This window comes from Acinetobacter sp. AG3, from assembly GCF_022343575.1.
Taxonomy (GTDB): Bacteria; Pseudomonadota; Gammaproteobacteria; order Pseudomonadales; family Moraxellaceae; genus Acinetobacter; species Acinetobacter guillouiae.
In genome coordinates, this window is the sequence record NZ_JAKQZD010000001.1 from 1518449 (window position 1) to 1535745 (window position 17297).

16 protein-coding genes are annotated in these 17297 nt (G+C 36.8%); 12 read left to right on the forward strand and 4 right to left on the reverse strand.

Annotated elements, in window-relative coordinates:
• Positions 1-7: 7 nt before the first annotated feature.
• Positions 8-5566: a DUF6765 family protein gene (locus tag L3V46_RS07010; protein ID WP_239045290.1), complete on the reverse strand. Its 5559-nt coding sequence runs from the start codon at positions 5564-5566 to the stop codon at positions 8-10.
• Between the two features lie 23 nt (positions 5567-5589).
• A complete protein-coding gene (locus tag L3V46_RS07015) occupies positions 5590-6651 on the reverse strand; it encodes a TadE family protein (protein ID WP_239045291.1) in 1062 nt (353 codons plus the stop codon).
• Between the two features lie 192 nt (positions 6652-6843).
• Here L3V46_RS07015 and L3V46_RS07020 point away from each other — a divergent pair, with 192 nt between their 5' ends.
• The 10 genes from L3V46_RS07020 (at position 6844) to L3V46_RS07065 (ending at position 13513) form a co-directional block, all read left to right on the forward strand.
• Entirely contained in the window at positions 6844-7065 is a 222-nt protein-coding gene (locus L3V46_RS07020) for a hypothetical protein (RefSeq protein WP_239045292.1), read from the forward strand.
• Between the two features lie 81 nt (positions 7066-7146).
• Positions 7147-8511: a Tad domain-containing protein gene (locus L3V46_RS07025; RefSeq protein ID WP_239045293.1), complete on the forward strand. Its 1365-nt coding sequence runs from the start codon at positions 7147-7149 to the stop codon at positions 8509-8511.
• 2 nt (positions 8512-8513) lie between these two features.
• On the forward strand, positions 8514-9245 hold the full coding sequence (locus L3V46_RS07030) for a hypothetical protein (RefSeq protein WP_239045294.1): 732 nt from the start codon (positions 8514-8516) through the stop codon (positions 9243-9245).
• The gene (locus tag L3V46_RS07035) at positions 9242-9880 is read left to right on the forward strand and encodes a hypothetical protein (protein ID WP_239045295.1); all 639 of its coding nucleotides are present in this window, start codon (positions 9242-9244) and stop codon (positions 9878-9880) included. The genes L3V46_RS07030 and L3V46_RS07035 overlap by 4 nt, the downstream gene beginning before the upstream one ends.
• Entirely contained in the window at positions 9870-10058 is a 189-nt protein-coding gene (locus L3V46_RS07040; protein ID WP_239045296.1) for a hypothetical protein, read from the forward strand. The genes L3V46_RS07035 and L3V46_RS07040 overlap by 11 nt, the downstream gene beginning before the upstream one ends.
• Positions 10058-10657 (forward strand): Flp pilus assembly protein CpaB, encoded by a 600-nt coding sequence (gene cpaB, locus L3V46_RS07045; RefSeq protein WP_239045297.1) that lies wholly within the window; start codon positions 10058-10060, stop codon positions 10655-10657. Before L3V46_RS07040 ends, cpaB begins: the two co-directional genes overlap by 1 nt.
• Before the next feature lie 49 nt (positions 10658-10706).
• Positions 10707-11839, forward strand: a protein-coding gene (locus L3V46_RS07050) for an IS3 family transposase (RefSeq protein WP_225367773.1) whose coding sequence is annotated in 2 segments (ribosomal slippage) — positions 10707-10959 and positions 10959-11839 — 1134 coding nt in all. Because the reading frame shifts where the segments join, the coding sequence is not laid out codon by codon here.
• 67 nt (positions 11840-11906) lie between these two features.
• Entirely contained in the window at positions 11907-12305 is a 399-nt protein-coding gene (locus tag L3V46_RS07055; protein WP_343212683.1) for a type II secretion system F family protein, read from the forward strand.
• Between the two features lies 1 nt (position 12306).
• Positions 12307-13182 carry a type II secretion system F family protein gene (locus tag L3V46_RS07060; protein ID WP_239045299.1) on the forward strand — a complete coding sequence of 292 codons (876 nt, stop codon included), beginning with the start codon at positions 12307-12309 and terminating at the stop codon, positions 13180-13182.
• Positions 13169-13513 carry a DUF192 domain-containing protein gene (locus tag L3V46_RS07065; RefSeq protein WP_239045300.1) on the forward strand — a complete coding sequence of 115 codons (345 nt, stop codon included), beginning with the start codon at positions 13169-13171 and terminating at the stop codon, positions 13511-13513. The genes L3V46_RS07060 and L3V46_RS07065 overlap by 14 nt, the downstream gene beginning before the upstream one ends.
• A 395-nt stretch (positions 13514-13908) precedes the next feature.
• Here the strand turns inward: L3V46_RS07065 and L3V46_RS07070 are convergent, their stop codons facing one another.
• Positions 13909-14268, reverse strand: a complete 360-nt coding sequence (locus tag L3V46_RS07070; RefSeq protein ID WP_239045301.1) for a class I SAM-dependent methyltransferase — start codon at positions 14266-14268, stop codon at positions 13909-13911.
• Positions 14269-14286: 18 nt separating this feature from the next.
• On the opposite strand from L3V46_RS07070, the gene L3V46_RS07075 reads away from it, so the two are divergent.
• Positions 14287-15419, forward strand: a protein-coding gene (locus L3V46_RS07075) for an IS3 family transposase (protein ID WP_225367773.1) whose coding sequence is annotated in 2 segments (ribosomal slippage) — positions 14287-14539 and positions 14539-15419 — 1134 coding nt in all. Because the reading frame shifts where the segments join, the coding sequence is not laid out codon by codon here.
• A gap of 17 nt (positions 15420-15436) precedes the next feature.
• On the opposite strand, the gene L3V46_RS07080 is transcribed toward L3V46_RS07075, so the two are convergent.
• Positions 15437-16147: a methyltransferase gene (locus tag L3V46_RS07080; RefSeq protein WP_239045302.1), complete on the reverse strand. Its 711-nt coding sequence runs from the start codon at positions 16145-16147 to the stop codon at positions 15437-15439.
• Between the two features lie 172 nt (positions 16148-16319).
• On the opposite strand from L3V46_RS07080, the gene L3V46_RS07085 reads away from it, so the two are divergent.
• Positions 16320-17288, forward strand: a complete 969-nt coding sequence (locus L3V46_RS07085) for an AraC family transcriptional regulator (protein WP_239045303.1) — start codon at positions 16320-16322, stop codon at positions 17286-17288.
• The last annotated feature ends 9 nt before the right edge of the window (positions 17289-17297 follow it).

Genomic DNA, 17297 nt, shown 5'->3' on the forward strand with positions numbered 1-17297 from the left:
TTCCTAATCATTTTACTGGTGCTGTGCCTTCAATCGTGAATGGACTAGATTTTGAACTAAATATAGATTTCATTGATAATCGATAAGCTTGTACAATATTTTGTATTGTTTTCCCTTCACCATCTTTTGATTTATATTTTCTCACAGAGGTATCCCAGATTAAGTCGGTATAGTTATCCTTATCAGCTTTCGTTAAATTACGAAAGACCTCAATTCGATTGGTAATGGCTTTGGGAATTGAATAGCCATCTTTACCAGCTCCAAGAAAAGTTTCTCCAGTTTTTTCATCTTTAAAGGGTTTAATTAGCTCAAAACTTTCCCCTTGCTTAGGTTTATATCCCCAATTGGTTTTAATAGGTTGTGTTTGAACAATTTTGCTTTTTTTGGCTACATAATCATAAACATAAATATTTTGTTTGATCGATGTGCCATTAAGTAATGCTTGTAAATAACTAATCTTTTTCTGAATGCTATCGAGTGACCCAACATCCTTTTTAGGCTCTAAATTATCTGGAATTGCATTATAAATTGCTAAGTATGCTTTTAATTGATTCCATGGGACAGTTTTGGTTTGACTATCAGGAATTTTTAAAATATTTCTTCGATATTCTACGAGTTTTTTATAAGTCTGTTCTTGCGCTATAGCGGATCTTGTTTCATTTACTGACCAAGAGTCATAACCTACTAGGTTATTTGGCAAATTAAATTTTGCATCATGGTTGTATGTATAATCGGGGTGAGAACCATGTGTTCCATGACCAACACCAATATTTACACCAAATGGATCATTATTCTGATCTCGATGAGCAAATGTATCTTCAAACGCATGTAAATATTCTCCGAAAAACTGCATACTTAGATTTAGATTTCCGCACTCCGCGGCTTTATTGTAATTTTTGGTTAATGTTTTAAGTTGAGGAATATTTTTTAAATTTGAAGTAAGACGCCACTTTAGGTAATCGATATCAGACATAGCTTTAGGTTTATCTAAATCCCAACTGCCGAGTTCCATTCCTTTGAACGGTTTATCGTAAGCGAATCTATTATTTGTAAAATGATAGTATTGTAATCTTTCTGTCATGTAATTATTGTAAAGGCTTTTTCCAGCTCCAGCCTCATCATCATAAGGACTTGTATTATCATTAGTATCAACAAACTGCGTTGCTAAAGCAATACGCCTAGCATTATCAGAATCAATACCTGCAGTAATGGCTAAGAAATAAGTCATGTAATAATGCATATCAGTTTGATATAACCCATAAGGGTCCACTTTATTTAACGGATTATTTCCCACATACAAATAAGGATTTAAGCCATCTACAGTGCCCATCGGATCAGGCGTTAAATAACGACCTATAGTTGGGTCATACTGACGATAACCGTTGTCATATAACCCCGTGATCGGGTCTTCATTTTGCCCGGGTAAACGAATCGAGATCGCATAACGTAAATCATCCATAGATTGAGAAATCGGTAAAGTATCAACAATACGAATCAACTTTGCCTCATCATCATGCGTACTGATCGTATTTAGGCGTTCTCCAAATGGCGAATAATCCGTTTGCCAACGGGCAGTATTATTTTCATCATATACTTTTATTGGCGCACCAATACGATTGAATTGAACCGCATTAAACGAAGCAGACGCTGTATTTAATGGCTCATTTTGTTTTTGAGTCGAAATTTGACTAAACTGCATCACAGGCAAACCTGCCAGCATCACATAATCACGATCAACAACAACATCTTGGATTTCTGGGGCATGAATATCTGAAAACTGCTCATTTGGCATACGTAAACGCTGTTGTTCCCACATTCGAATACCATTCACATAACCATTTCGTTGAGAAAACTCACGTTGTTGATTTCGAGTATTAAATGCCACAGAACGCTTAGAGATCAAACCTTGTTGATTAAATTGTTGATCTATTGAAATATTGTGATTTTGATCATTTACCCCATGCCACGAAGTAGAAGATGTGTCCCATAGTGGCGCACCACTATTTGCAGAAGGCACATAATCTAAAACAGTATTTACTTCAGGTTCTGCTTGCCACCAAGCATGAGGCTGTCCAGTCTGTGTATAAGCCGCGAGGCGCGTGAGTTGACCTGTTTGTATATTTGTTTTATTGACTAAATGCTGAGATACACCGAGCAACTGTATAGAAGCATCACCATTTTCACCATAACGATAAAGATTTATCGCTTCTGGTTGTTGTTTATCTGCTTTTTGCCATTGTAGACGGCGGTTACCTTGTGTGTCATACGCGTAGACTTGAGTTGGGTACCAAGAACTGCTCAATTTATGTTGCTGATCACTTTTCCATACCGCCAATAATTGATCTTGATCATCATATTGATAAAACTGACGTCCCGATTCATTACTATAAATTAAACGGTTGGCTTGATCATACACATAATTTGAAGTTTGAATGTCTGACTCAGGTAAATTCTGACCCAACCAGCGGTATTTTATGTTAACAATCAAACGTCCCCACCAAGATTGTGATGTAGGACTGTACCAACGTTGTTGAATCAAACGACCACGGCTGTCATAAGTACGCCATAACTGTTGACCCGTCGATAAACGGTAGTGGGTTAATTGCCCAGTGCTACTCCATTGAATTTGATCAACAGAAGATTTTTTTCCATTTTTAATCAGCTGTAAAGAAGTAATTTTACCTAAATGATCTCGATTATACTGAATGGTTAAATCACGACGTTTTTCTTTACGCAGTAAACCATTTTCATCATATTCATAATCTTCAGACCATGAGTTTATGGATAAGTTATGGTCTTGTTGCTTACTTTTTTCAGATAAAATATCTTCAATGTTGTTCAATTGATGCGGTTGATTAATAAAATTAATAGGTTGAACATTCTTCTTGTGTGAGGTTTTATCGAGTTGGGTGGTGGTGTGACGAAGTAATTTACCATCCTGAGCATACTGCCAGTGTTGTACTTCATCTTGACTCATCTGACGAATTGGTTTGGAACCATCAAATTCTGTTTTCTGAATAATCGTTTCGACTTGAGTTTGAGGGTTTTGAACTGAAGACTCAATCAAATTGTAGGCATGATCATATTTGTTTTTTTGAATTAATCTTTTTTCATCAATGATTTCGATCGCTAAATCGGCTTCATTAAATCGAAACAGCCTGATCCCAATAGCAGGGGATTGAGTCACGACAGTACGCCCAAAATCATCCATCCATTTATTTTGTTGTAAGCCTGCAGAAAATTGGGAAGCATGGCCTTGCTGATATGAAGATAAGGTCGTATGAATGAGTTGACGGTTTGAGTTTTCGGTTTGCAACGCAATGCTGCGTCCAAGTCCATCCATATGCTGAATAAACACACGATTGAGTGCATCTTTACGTGTAGACATCAGACCTGTTTGGGTTGTTTGTTGTAATAGGCCCAGCGAATCAGACACCTTTATAGAAAGGTTCTCTGCATCCAAATTAAATTGATTATTGATACGCTGAACAAGCTTGCCATCTTGATCCGTGATGGTCTCATCCGTTACAAGATTCTCAGTATTATATTGTTTGCTATAGGTGAGGCCATTCAGATTTCGTGTTTCACTCAGACGACCAACCAAATCATAAATAAAATCAGTTTGTTGTGATCCATTTTTAGTCGAAATCAGCTGTCCATCATCATTATAGCGATGCTCTATCGTATGTGTGGTGTTATCTGAATGGTAAACATACTTGGATACGGTTAATTCTGAGCCTAAGTAACTAAGACTCATTTGAATTGCTCGTTGTCCATCTTGAATCTTTACTTTTTCTGGACGATTCAACTGATCAAATGACAACACTTGAACACTTTGTTGTCCAGGGAGTACTAAATGTTGTAATTGTCCTAAAGCATTATATTGATAAGTTCGAATATCACTGTCTTGAGGAGAATTGCTTTGACCATTCGGCAAAGGACCGTCCTCCCAAGCCAAACGCCCTTGTGAGTCATAGCCATACTTGGTTTCTCGAACCAAATGATCCCCTAAAGGAGAAAATCCATTTTCCTGAACAGAAATGAGCTGATTATTCTGATTGTAAAGATACTGCTTACGATATTGTTTTCCAGGTACAACGCTATTGCGTAATTCTGTTTTTAACCTGCGGTAATATTGTTGATTCAACTGACTAAGAAAAGGTGAAGACACTTGTGCTAATGTATTTTGTTGAATCTGATAAGACTCATATTCGTAAGCCGTTGTCTGGGCCTCGACTCCAATACCAGAAACCGTTCTGGTGGTCACTTCACCCAAATCGTTATATTTGAGCTCAATAGTTCGAATGGCTTTTCCAGATGAATCGAGATCAGCGGCATAAGTCACTAAACCTTGTGAGTTGAAACGATAACGTTTATTGACTTCGCCACAACTGGCACACCCCGCACCCAGACTTTCCAATAACTGGAATTGAGTCCCATCAATTCGATAGGAGTAGGTGGTTTTCTGCCCTAAACTATTGGTGACGATATTTTTAAAAACGGTTTTGTTCGTGGTGTAATTTGCTGGCATATCCTTATGGGTACGTGTATCAAACTGTATAGAGACTTTCTCAACCCCATTGGCATGTTGGCTGAGGATGGCTCGATCTTGACGATCGTATTGCCACTGAGAAATCAATTTAAACTTTTTTTGAGTTTGATCAAAGGCCCATTTCGCTGTTAAGTTATGAATATCTCCACCTTGAAACTTAGGGTCATAACTATATTGAAAACGACGTCCATCAGGATAAACGACTTGGGCAAGATTATTGTTGCGGTCAAGGAAGTAATAATAGCGTCCGATTGGTGTGGTTAATGTAACTTGAGGTAGCCCAAACTTGGTTGTTGAATAGAGAAAAGAAAGCTGGTCACCTTTTAAGTTTTTAACGATGCTAAGACGTTGCTGTTGGTCATAATAGAAATTAAAATTTAGATTAGGGCTATTTTTTTTACTATCTGCTTGTGAAGTAATTTTGCTGATATGTGCAAGATTAGGATCTTTACCCCCTAAATATTGAAAGAAATAATCCTGATTGGTTTTTGCTTTATGCCAAATCCATCCAGACCCATCGATTTTTTTCTCAATCCAGCCATCGGCAGGGTTTAAAGGAAGTGCGCGAATCACAAATTGGTTATTACCAAGATGGATCTTATTTTTTTTGAAATTGATCCGTTGCCCTGAATCAAGACGGATTTGAATGATATCGGGTTGTTCATAAAGTTTGATATCAAAAGAGCTATACCAACCATACCCTAGATCAGTATTTGCATTACTTTGACTATTATAAAAACGAGAAAAAGACAGGCCTTTAAAAGCGGGAAGTTCTTTAAAATCTTCAACAGCTTCAAACTTATTACCATTGAGGACATTAATAGGGTTGCCGACACCATTGTCGATACCACCACAAGCATAAGTTGGACCTTCACTTTGTGTGATAATTGCAAATGAAGAGTCAATACCGCATTGGCTAAAATCCACAACACCAGCATGGGTTAGAGTCGAGTTTAGCCCTAAAATTGTAAGCCCAAGGTTAATAAACCCTATTTTAAAAATTGTATTTTTCATATTCGAGTTCTTTTAATCTAAAATTAATAAAAGTTGGTGATGGTTTTGCCTGAAGAGCAACTTATAAGGTTATTGGTATCTCCAATAATGCTATTCGTCGAAGAACCTGCCTTACCTGTTGGCGAGTTGTTAGCAGCCAACCCTCCTAGTAATGCAGAGCCAATATCATCAATTGCATTGAGATCAGTTGCATCTTTTTCAAATTGAGAAATTGCGGACTGTTCTGCTGAGTCTTGAATACCATCTAAAAGGTCATTTTTCTTTTGCCCGACTTGCCACTGCATGGCCTGATTTTCCTGAAGGCGATTAATTAAATCTTCACCAACAAGATAACCATTTCTATTGACTGTGTTGGTTGGTAAGCCAGCCTCAATCGCTGGGCTTAACATTTGTGCAGAAATATCGACTACGATCGGAATTCGACCTGCAGCTAACATTCTTAAATTCGCTGCATCTCGGTTACTGGTAAAAAATGAGGTCAATGAACTAAAAATATTTTTCATTAAGGGAATTCTTGGTTCATAGCCATATACAAATCGTAGTTTTAATACATTGGCATCTTGAATATTCTGTTTAGACTTATTTTTAATCGTTGTTGCTTTTGTATCTAAATTATCATTAGAAATAATACGAACATTCTGCCCAGTCTTAATACGATAAGCTTTTGCTAATAAGTCATCATTCCAATCATCAAAAGAAGCTTTAGATGGATTTATTATGTGAATATGCATAAAGGCAGATTCTGTTTTTTTAATTATTTCTTTTAAAGCGGTTCCTTGTAGAGCAACTTGAGCAAGGTTTGGGTTTTTACTTATAGGTGTAGCGACATGATTGTTGCCAGGCAAATAAATACCTGGTGTTGCAAAATATGGAACTAGTCCCTTAATGAAAGCATTTTGAATTCTTGCTGGATCTGCATTATAAATTGCACCAGCTCTTGCAGCCTCATATGCAGCATAGGTCACATTTAAACGTGCGACATAAATAAGACCATATTGAATCCCGATAAGACCAATAAATAAAAGTAAAGGTGCAATTATAATGAACTCAGTAAGAGAAACCCCTTTTTGTATATTTTTTTTCATTTTACCGCATACCCTATTTTTTTAGAAGAAGGTTGTTTTTTATACACTGGACAGTATAATATATTTACGTACACAAATAAATACATAGTGTTACAGAAAATATAAAGTAATTTTATTTTAATTATAGGGCCGATTATGAAATCTATAAATATGTTTATATTATTGAAACCAAAACGTATTCAGGGTCAGGGTATGACTGAATATATTATAATAGTTGCATTAATTGCAGTGGCTGCAATTGGTGTGTTTCGTTACTACGGTAATACTGCACGTTCTCAAGTTGCAGTTGCAGCTGCAGAATTAGGCGGGCAATCTTCAACAACTGGACGTGCTGAAGCTACGAAAAATGCAAATAAAGCGACAGCAGAAGGTACCGTTGATAAACAGTTAGGAACTTATGAACAACAAAAATAATTAATTATTTTTTTACGAAAATGACTACTTTTTACATATTAAGTTTAAAGGGTAGTCATGTTTTTATTATAAGAGGTTGAAATGAATTATCAATCTGGGCAGTCAACTTTGTTAATGCTGGTAATGTCATTGATATTAATGTTGACCATCGTTTTTATATTTAATACTTCTCAGTTACTATCAGAGAGACAACAAGCAAAAATGCTTGCTGATCAGTCAGCATATGCAACAGCAACACGTCAGGCACGACTACTAAATCTCAATGCATATATAAATCGAACACAAATCGCAAATCAGCTCGCTATTGCACAAGGTGTGAGTACTGCATCATGGTCAAAATACGCGGCCCAAACTTCCACTAATATCAGTCGTGCAACATCATGGTTTCCTCCAGTGAGTGCTGTGTTTTCAAATATAGGGACAGGATTAAATTATTTTGCTGATTCTTTAGGGATTTACATCAAAGGTTACGGCATTGAAGTGAAGGCTTTAGAGCTTGCTCAAGATAGTTTAAATCTGGCTAGCAATGCAACAATTTTAAATGCTCCGAAAGAGTTTGGCAATTTAGCTAAAGCCAATAGTTCAGACTATGACATTCGACTTATCGCAAGTGCCTCCAAATTTCCAGCGCAAATTATTAAACAATATACTGCCCAAGAGCGACAGCGTATGGCTGATGTTGTTCTGAGTTCAGCTGATCCATTTATTACAAACCGTAGTAAAAATGATATTTTCCCAAAGCTTGTTCTCGCTCCAGGCGGGTGGAATGAATATCGTATTCATAAAGCTGGTGGAACAGAGTTGGTACAGTTAGATGAATGGAAAGGTATCGATACTTTATCTATTCATCATTACTATAAAACGATTAGAAGATTCAAAATAAGAAAGAAACATGATGAGATTCCAATCGGTTGGGGGAGTGCTTTAGGTAGCCAATTAGGACAAGATAAGGCATCAAAATCAGGAAGTTATGGTGGTGCTAGTTCAACAAACCCTAAATCAAGACGCTATGCTGAAAAGAATACACCGCAATGGGATGTTAGGAATTATGGTGGAGCAATTACTGGCGCTGGTATTCCCAAGTTTTATGAGCTAAGAGACTTAAATAATAAAGATAATATATTTCCTTTAGTCGTTTCAGTGAAAAAATCTCGTAATAAGTTGGTAACATCAAATCGAAATTCTAATTTAAGCATTGGTAAAGATTTTACGGTTCTAGATAACTACGATGCTTTAGAGAAGGGCGGACTAAGTAATGGTGACATGCAGGCAATTACTCAAGCGGAAGTATATTTTCAGCGACCATGGCAGTTAGAGGTTTCAGGCAACCAAATTAACCATGAGTATGGTTCTTTGTTTAGCCCATATTGGAAAACAAGATTATCTGATGATATGGATGTGGCAAAAAGAACATTAGTCAATACAGAATCAGCATTGGTGAATTAAATATGATGAAGAATCAAAAAGGCCAATCCATTGCTGAGTTTGCCATTGCAGCAGTCGTTTTAAGTATGTTGATGGTTGCCATTCCAATGGTTTCTAAGCTCGCAACTGTTAAGTTGAAATCAGAACAAGCAGCAGATTATGTCGCTTGGCGAGTAAATAAAGGGATTTATATCAATGATCAAGAGACGCTTTCTCGTGAAGTTGGTCAGCGTTTCTTTGCTCGAACAGGTGCGGATGTTCTAAGTGACCGTAATGCAGATTGTGATGATGGCTCTGATCAGGATATGTCAAGAAATTCTTTAGTTAACTGGGACTCTGTACAGGTTACAGCAATACAAACAAAGGAGAAATACAGTCAGACCTTAAGTGTTGATCCTTTGAGCGTAGCTGCAAAACCGTTTAAGCGCTTAAAGTCAGATGGCCAATATACAGTTGAAGTGACTGTTCCAGTAAATTTTGTGACAGGTATTCGGGATTTTCCAATTGCACAGTCATTTGATATTAAAGCCTCAGCTGGAACATTAAGAAATAATTGGGCAGCAAATGATTCGAATGATGTAAAAAATATCGTGAAAAAATCTGCTTATTTACAACCTTATGAGTTAATTCAGGCAAATATAAATAATGTTTATAATGCTGCCGTAGCCTCTATGGGATTTGAGAAAAAGATTCAGAAAGATGGTATTTATAAAATGGAAGTCGTTCCAAATGATCGTAAAGCGACTTTAAAATGATACACAAAAAATATTTATTATCCATTGGTTTTATTGTTTTCTTGCAGGTTGCAGAAGCTAGGGCTTGTCTGTTTAATAATTTGAAAGAAAAAAATATGCATCTAGTTCAAATAGGTAAAAATACCATTTTAAATGGCTCCTCTATTCAAATGTATGAGTTGGTATCACCATTGTGCAATTTAGATTGTTATATGGATTTTTTGGATAAGAAAAATATTAAATTTTCTAAACAGGGTTCTCTCTTTTATATTGCTGAAAATGGTGGAACTACAATTCAAATTTTTTCAACCAATCAACAGTCATTTTCTGGAAGAGTAATTTGTCCGTCAAAAGCTAATTATAAATTATTGAAGTTTCCAGATTATATAAAGCTTGTAAAACCAACGACTGACTTTCAAAGTGAAGACTATGGTGAGATTAATAGAACAATGGTATTTAAAACCTTTAAGCGAATAGATTACCAAAGCATAATTGGTCAGCTGAAAAAAAGAGCAATAATGAGTGATATTAATGATGCATTTTCATATTTTGATTTAGGTGATGGAAATGAGATTAATTTGATCTTTGATGCTCGGAAATCCATCAATACATTGGTTATTATTAATGTGAAAAAGAGTCATTCAAATGCGAAATAAGATAACTGGAAATGCAACAACAGAATACTTAATCTGTTTAGTTTTTATTTTGATTATCCTTGTTGCAGGAAATGGTGTCTTTGGTGATGGAAGTCTATTTTTGATGTTTAAGAATGCATATGAACTATTTATGAATAAATTTAATGCAACAATTTTGAATATGGATGCAATACCATAATGAATCTACCGAATATTAATAAAAAAATTGTGGCTCTTATTGTTTCAATTCTAATTGGAATATTAAGTGTTTGGGGCTTTAAAACAGCTTTTGATCATAAAGTAGAGAGTATGACGCAAAAAGGTCCTGAAGTTGCTTATGTTGTTGCAAGTAAAGATCTTGCAGCGGGTGGTCTGATTTCAACAGATACAGTTTCACAAAGGAATATTCCATCTGACTACCAGCAGTCTAATGCTGTATTGGCTACAGATTTTGGTTCAATTGAAGGATTGCCATTAAAGGTTAATTTAAAACCAGGGGATATTGTTATGTACTCAATGGTTGATGCCAAAAAAGATATCGCGAAACTTATCCCTCCAGGAAGGAGAGCCTTAACTATTCCTGTCGATGATGAAAGCTCGATTTCAACAATGCTTAAACCAGGGGACTTAATTGATTTAATGGTAACACTGCAAAGTGCTGAAAAAACAGCCACCGTTCCATTGATGCAAGGTGTGAAGATTTTAGCAACAGGTAAGCAAACTGATGTAAGTGATGAAGTGAGTGGTGTTACGGGATATAGAGGTGGATCAGGAAATTTGAACAACACTTATAAGTGATATTTTGCTCCCCAAATGATGTTATAAACATCAATATATGGAGTATTTTATGGCACGTAGACCAAGAAGAAATCATTCAAATGATTTTAAAGCTAAGGTAGCACTTGCTGCGATTAAAGCAGAAAAAACACTTGCTGAATTGAGTGCTGAATTTGATGTTCATCAAAACCAAATTATCGACTGGAAAAATCAACTGATTTCAGCTTCCTCGCAAGCTTTCGATCAATCAAAAGCTCCAACAGAACCACCCATCGATCTAAAAAAACTACATGCAAAAATCGGTGAGCAGGCATTAGAAATTGATTTTTTAGAAGGTGTGTTGAAGAAACTGGGCCGCTTCAACCACAAAAGTTAATCGATGACTCACTTCAGATTTCAGTATCTAAGCAAGCTCAGCTGCTGAAAGTCTCCCGTGGTTGTTATTACTATCGCCCAAAACCTGTGAGTGCATCAGATCTGAAGCTGATGCGGTGTATGGATGAGTTACATATGCAATACCCTTTTGCAGGTAGCCGTATGATGCGTGATTTGTTGAATCGTCAAGGACATCATATAGGACGACGTCATACACGTACTTTAATGAAGAAAATGGGCATTAATGCGTTATATTGCAAACCAAATTTAAGCCAGGCTAATCAAGCTCACCGCAAATATCCATATCTGCTCAAAGGATTGGCTATTCAGCGCAGTAATCAAGTGTGGTCTACGGATATAACGTATATCCCTATGGCAAAAGGCTTTGTTTATTTATGTGCTGTGATTGATTGGCATAGCCGCAAGGTACTTGCGCATAGAGTATCGATTAGTATGGAGGTTACATTTTGCATAGAAACATTAAATGAAGCTATTGAAAAATATGGTCGACCTGAAATATTTAATACAGACCAAGGCAGTCAGTTTACCAGTGATGCATTTATTGATGTATTGAAATCAAATGACATCCAAATCAGCATGGATGGTAAAGGTCGATGGGTTGATAATGTGATGGTTGAACGATTATGGCGGAGCGTTAAATATGAAGAGGTGTATCTCAAAGCCTACAGCAATGTTTTGGATGCGAAGAAGCAATTAAACGCATATTTTGAATTTTATAATTTGAAACGACCTCATTCGAGTCTGGACAAAATGACTCCAGATGAGTTTTACTATGACCAGCTACCACAACAAAATAAGGTAGCTTAACTAGAGCAGAGTATCACTTATAAATAAGCTTTTAGTTGTTCAAACATGTGGGACCACCTCTTTCATTATTAAAGAGCAGAAAGTTGGATTACCGTTGAGTGATGCACTCTTAAATTTTCAAAAACGCATGCCAATCAATGCAGTTATATTAATGACGACAAGTATACGTATCGCACTCGAAACAGGCGGTGAGTTAGCTGAAACTTTGACTAAAGCTGCAGAAACTCTGCGCCAAATTAATCAATCGGAAGGTAAGATTAAGGCGCTTACATCACAAGGTAAAATGCAGGCTTGGGTGGTTGGCTTAATGCCCATTGCTTTGATCTTTGTCTTGTGTCAGATGGAGCCTGAAGCGATGCATAAATTATGGTCTACACCCGCTGGATGGATTGCTTTAACAGGAATTCTGATATTTGATGTGCTTGGAATGGTCTTTATTAGAAAAATTGTAGATATCGATGTATAACATGAATGATCTAATCTTATATGCTTGTTTTATTGGTCTAGGTGGCGTTATTTCTTTCCTATGTTGGCAGATTTTTAGTTTTGTCTATGCTGTTCCCGATGAAAATAGAGAGTATTTGGATAAGCCACCATTTCTTTTTTATGTTCTCTGGGGATTAATAAAAGCCATCTCATTTTATATTAAGCCATTTATATCAAAAAAAATAAAAGATAGTCTGAGAAAAAAAATTATCTATGCTGGGTATGATTATGTATTTAAACCAAGTGAGATTATTGCATCACAGGTTGTTTTTGCTTCAGTATTTTCACTACTTGCCTTAATCATGTTGTATTTGTCTGGTGTTGAGCTGATATATAGTATCGCATTTGGACTTTATGGATTGGTGTACCCCGTACTTTGGTTGAAGAGTCAAAAGAAAAAAAGAGAAAATATTATTCTAAAAGAAATACCATTTTTTTTAGATATTATTGTTTTATGTGTGGAAGCAGGACTTACCCTAGTCAATGCGCTGGATCAATCTGTTACCAAAGCAGTAACGAGCCCGACACGTAATGAGTTTTCGAGAGTGCTTGCGGATATACGAAAGGGTATTCCAAAGAATGATGCTTTACGAAATATGACACAACGCATCGATCAGCCCTCTGTACAAAACTTGGTATCAGCCATTATTCAGGCTGAAAATATGGGGATGAACCTTGGACCAATCCTACGTGGACAGGCAGAGCAACGACGTGTTGAGCGTTTTCTACGCGCTGAGAAGTTAGCGTTAGAAGCTCCTGTAAAAATGCTTTTCCCATTGGTTGCTTTTATTTTTCCTTGTACATTTATCGTGATCGGATTCCCACTGTATATCATGATGAAGGATGCGTTTGGTTGATATGTATTTAAGTCAGAGTAATGAGAAATTTGAAATTATAGTCGCTAGAAGTTTTGTTGCTAGAGCTAGTGGGCTCTTATTTCGGAAAAAATTAAACCATCAACAATGTTTGCTGATTACACCATGTCGCTCAGTCCATACAATCGGTATGCGTTATAATATTGATATAGTATTTATTGATGCATTTGGGTATTTAATAGATATCCACTATAACGTTAAACCTTTTAAAATTGTAACTGCGTCAGCTAGTGCTTGTTCGGTTGTTGAATTTCTTGGTGGGACATTGGAGAAATTTCATTTAAATAAAAATGAAATCCTCTTTAATAAATAATAGACCTGTGTTCGGCATAAAAATGCTTATAAAAAAGCATGGTTTGTTTTAAAACGAAAAATTGACCATATGGTGAGTCCGTATAATCAGAAGGCTGTATCTTAGACAAATGTAGCAAAGTTTATTTAAGTAACTGTAGATTTACCTTTCTCACAGCAAATAATTTTCGTCATCTTTTCAAGCATACAGGTATACTTTATTGAATGATATCAACCCCATGACTGATATGATTTCACATCATTTAGAAATCATTGATAACTTAAGAGTGAAAGGCAAGGATAAAGTTAGAACAACAGTGAACCTTGCCTAAAATTAAATTACTGTATAGGGCTACCAGTAAAAAATTATCCAGCCAAAAAGGCAAATTGCCATAAATATTCCTGCTTTTTCATAACCTATTTCCGTGCAATCAGCACATCAACTGGGGCAACAGGAAATCGCACATTCTCGATCGTTTCAATGTGCTGACAACCCAGTTGTTTTAAGCTGCGATAAATGTCGTCCTTTTGTGGAACGTAATTGCCTTGCATACGCATATTGAGATAATAGCTTTGAATACCTGCATCATATTGAGATGGGTCAATTTCTGCATGACAACAAATCAATACGCCATTGGGTGATAGAGCTGTAAGCAGTCTTTGTAAAATTAAAGCATAATCATCGACAAAATGTAGTACAGAAGAACAGAGGTGGATCAGGAAATTTGAACAACACTTATAAGTGATATTTTGCTCCCCAAATGATGTTATAAACATCAATATATGGAGTATTTTATGGCACGTAGACCAAGAAGAAATCATTCAAATGATTTTAAAGCTAAGGTAGCACTTGCTGCGATTAAAGCAGAAAAAACACTTGCTGAATTGAGTGCTGAATTTGATGTTCATCAAAACCAAATTATCGACTGGAAAAATCAACTGATTTCAGCTTCCTCGCAAGCTTTCGATCAATCAAAAGCTCCAACAGAACCACCCATCGATCTAAAAAAACTACATGCAAAAATCGGTGAGCAGGCATTAGAAATTGATTTTTTAGAAGGTGTGTTGAAGAAACTGGGCCGCTTCAACCACAAAAGTTAATCGATGACTCACTTCAGATTTCAGTATCTAAGCAAGCTCAGCTGCTGAAAGTCTCCCGTGGTTGTTATTACTATCGCCCAAAACCTGTGAGTGCATCAGATCTGAAGCTGATGCGGTGTATGGATGAGTTACATATGCAATACCCTTTTGCAGGTAGCCGTATGATGCGTGATTTGTTGAATCGTCAAGGACATCATATAGGACGACGTCATACACGTACTTTAATGAAGAAAATGGGCATTAATGCGTTATATTGCAAACCAAATTTAAGCCAGGCTAATCAAGCTCACCGCAAATATCCATATCTGCTCAAAGGATTGGCTATTCAGCGCAGTAATCAAGTGTGGTCTACGGATATAACGTATATCCCTATGGCAAAAGGCTTTGTTTATTTATGTGCTGTGATTGATTGGCATAGCCGCAAGGTACTTGCGCATAGAGTATCGATTAGTATGGAGGTTACATTTTGCATAGAAACATTAAATGAAGCTATTGAAAAATATGGTCGACCTGAAATATTTAATACAGACCAAGGCAGTCAGTTTACCAGTGATGCATTTATTGATGTATTGAAATCAAATGACATCCAAATCAGCATGGATGGTAAAGGTCGATGGGTTGATAATGTGATGGTTGAACGATTATGGCGGAGCGTTAAATATGAAGAGGTGTATCTCAAAGCCTACAGCAATGTTTTGGATGCGAAGAAGCAATTAAACGCATATTTTGAATTTTATAATTTGAAACGACCTCATTCGAGTCTGGACAAAATGACTCCAGATGAGTTTTACTATGACCAGCTACCACAACAAAATAAGGTAGCTTAACTAGAGCAGAGTATCACTTATAAATAAGCTTTTAGTTGTTCAAACATGTGGGACCACCTCTGACGAATTGCCTCGATGACATGCGGAAGTTCTAAAAGGGTACATTCAAGTTGAGTAAACTTTTCAGCCAAATGCATCGCAACCCGTCCAGCGCCAGCACCGACATCAAGAAAATGCCTTGCTGTTTTAAATTCACGGACTACGTCAGAAAGCACATCTGCAATGTGAACTGTAACAGCGTTTTGTTCTTGGGCAATTTGTATTTGAGCCGCTTGTGCCCATGCAGATCCGATCGTTTCTGGTGATCGAGATTGGGCTTGGAAATCACGAGAAAAAGACACAGAAAGTTGACCAGCAACAGACTGAATCACTTGTTGGCGATATAACAACGCATCAGCACAATACTGATCTGATATCGGATCAAAGTAGTCTTTAAGTGCTGGTTTAATACGATAAAGCATAGCTTGTCTGGTTGGGTCAAACTGGGTGTCTAACAGTTGTAAACTGGCCAAGAGCTGTAATAGATAATCGGTATTTTGCGGATGCAAAGCATGTTTCTTTGCTAGGACTGTGGCATCTTCAAATTGAAATAATGATGCAAAGAGTTTTTTTTCAATTGAAAAATCTAAGGCTTGCGCCTGTATTTGTGACAGGTAAATTTGCCAAATGAAATGTAAAGGATGAGGTTGAGTCAGTATTTGTACGGCTTGGTTTAGAGAAAGATTCATTAAAAGCACCTTTTAAAATTACATAGGCAATGCCGAGAACATTCAGTCTAGACATTCGATCCAAAGATACGATATGATGACTGAATAAATGAGAATGATTATTATTTCTTATATGCGGATTATAGAAAATACTATGCGGAATGAAGTTTTCAGCTAGATGGAGTATTGAGTGATGGCACAATTACATCATCGTGTGCGGGTTGATGTAGCGCGTTCGGTTCAAGAGATCTCTTCACGGCAACAATGTATTGGCTTGCCTGAAGATTTTGGTTATTGCTATGCAGATACTCTACAGATTGAAGATGGATTGTTGATTAACCAATTACACTATTGTCCTCAATATGCATTAGAAGAAGAAACCCAAGCAACACACCCAAACCCCGTGATGGTATTGACTGTTGGATTACAAGGGTGCTCAAAATATCAGAGTAAGAATGCAGAGCAGCTCAGTTTTAAAGCGGACCATATCAGTATCAACACTTTTCCATCCATTGAAGGAATACGTCACTATCAAAAACAACAGACGGTTACTCAGCTTCGCTTGATTATGAGCTCGGAATTTTTGAGTAAATATCTAAGCGCACAACAGCTCAAGGCATTATTTCTCCCAAACCATATCAACCCAATCGCTTTTCAGCCTGTTTCAATGACCAGTAAAGTCCATGCTTGCGCATTGGCACATTCACTCGTACAGCACAACAATCAACCACAACATAGCTTACAACAACATATTCATGCACTGAGTTTGTTATCAGAACAGTTGCCGTTCATTGCGCCTGATGAATCAGCAGTTTCATCTGCAAACTTGAGTATGCAGGATGTGCAAAATTTGGAAAAAGCCAAAGCTTTAATGATCAATCAATTAGATCAAGCATTGACGATGCAGTATATCGCCAGTGTGATCGGTATGAATGTATATAAATTCAAAACCTGTTTTATCAAGCTGTATGGGGTCAATCCGACTGAATATTTATTGCAATTGAGGATGCGAAAAGCCCACAGCCTCCTTGAGTCAGGTCTACATGTGGCTCAAGTGGCGTGGCAGGTGGGCTATCAATATCCCAATAATTTTACAGTTGCGTTTACTCGTTTTTATGGAAAATCACCCAAAGCATTATTTGCAAAAAATAAATCTAAATGACATGAGGAA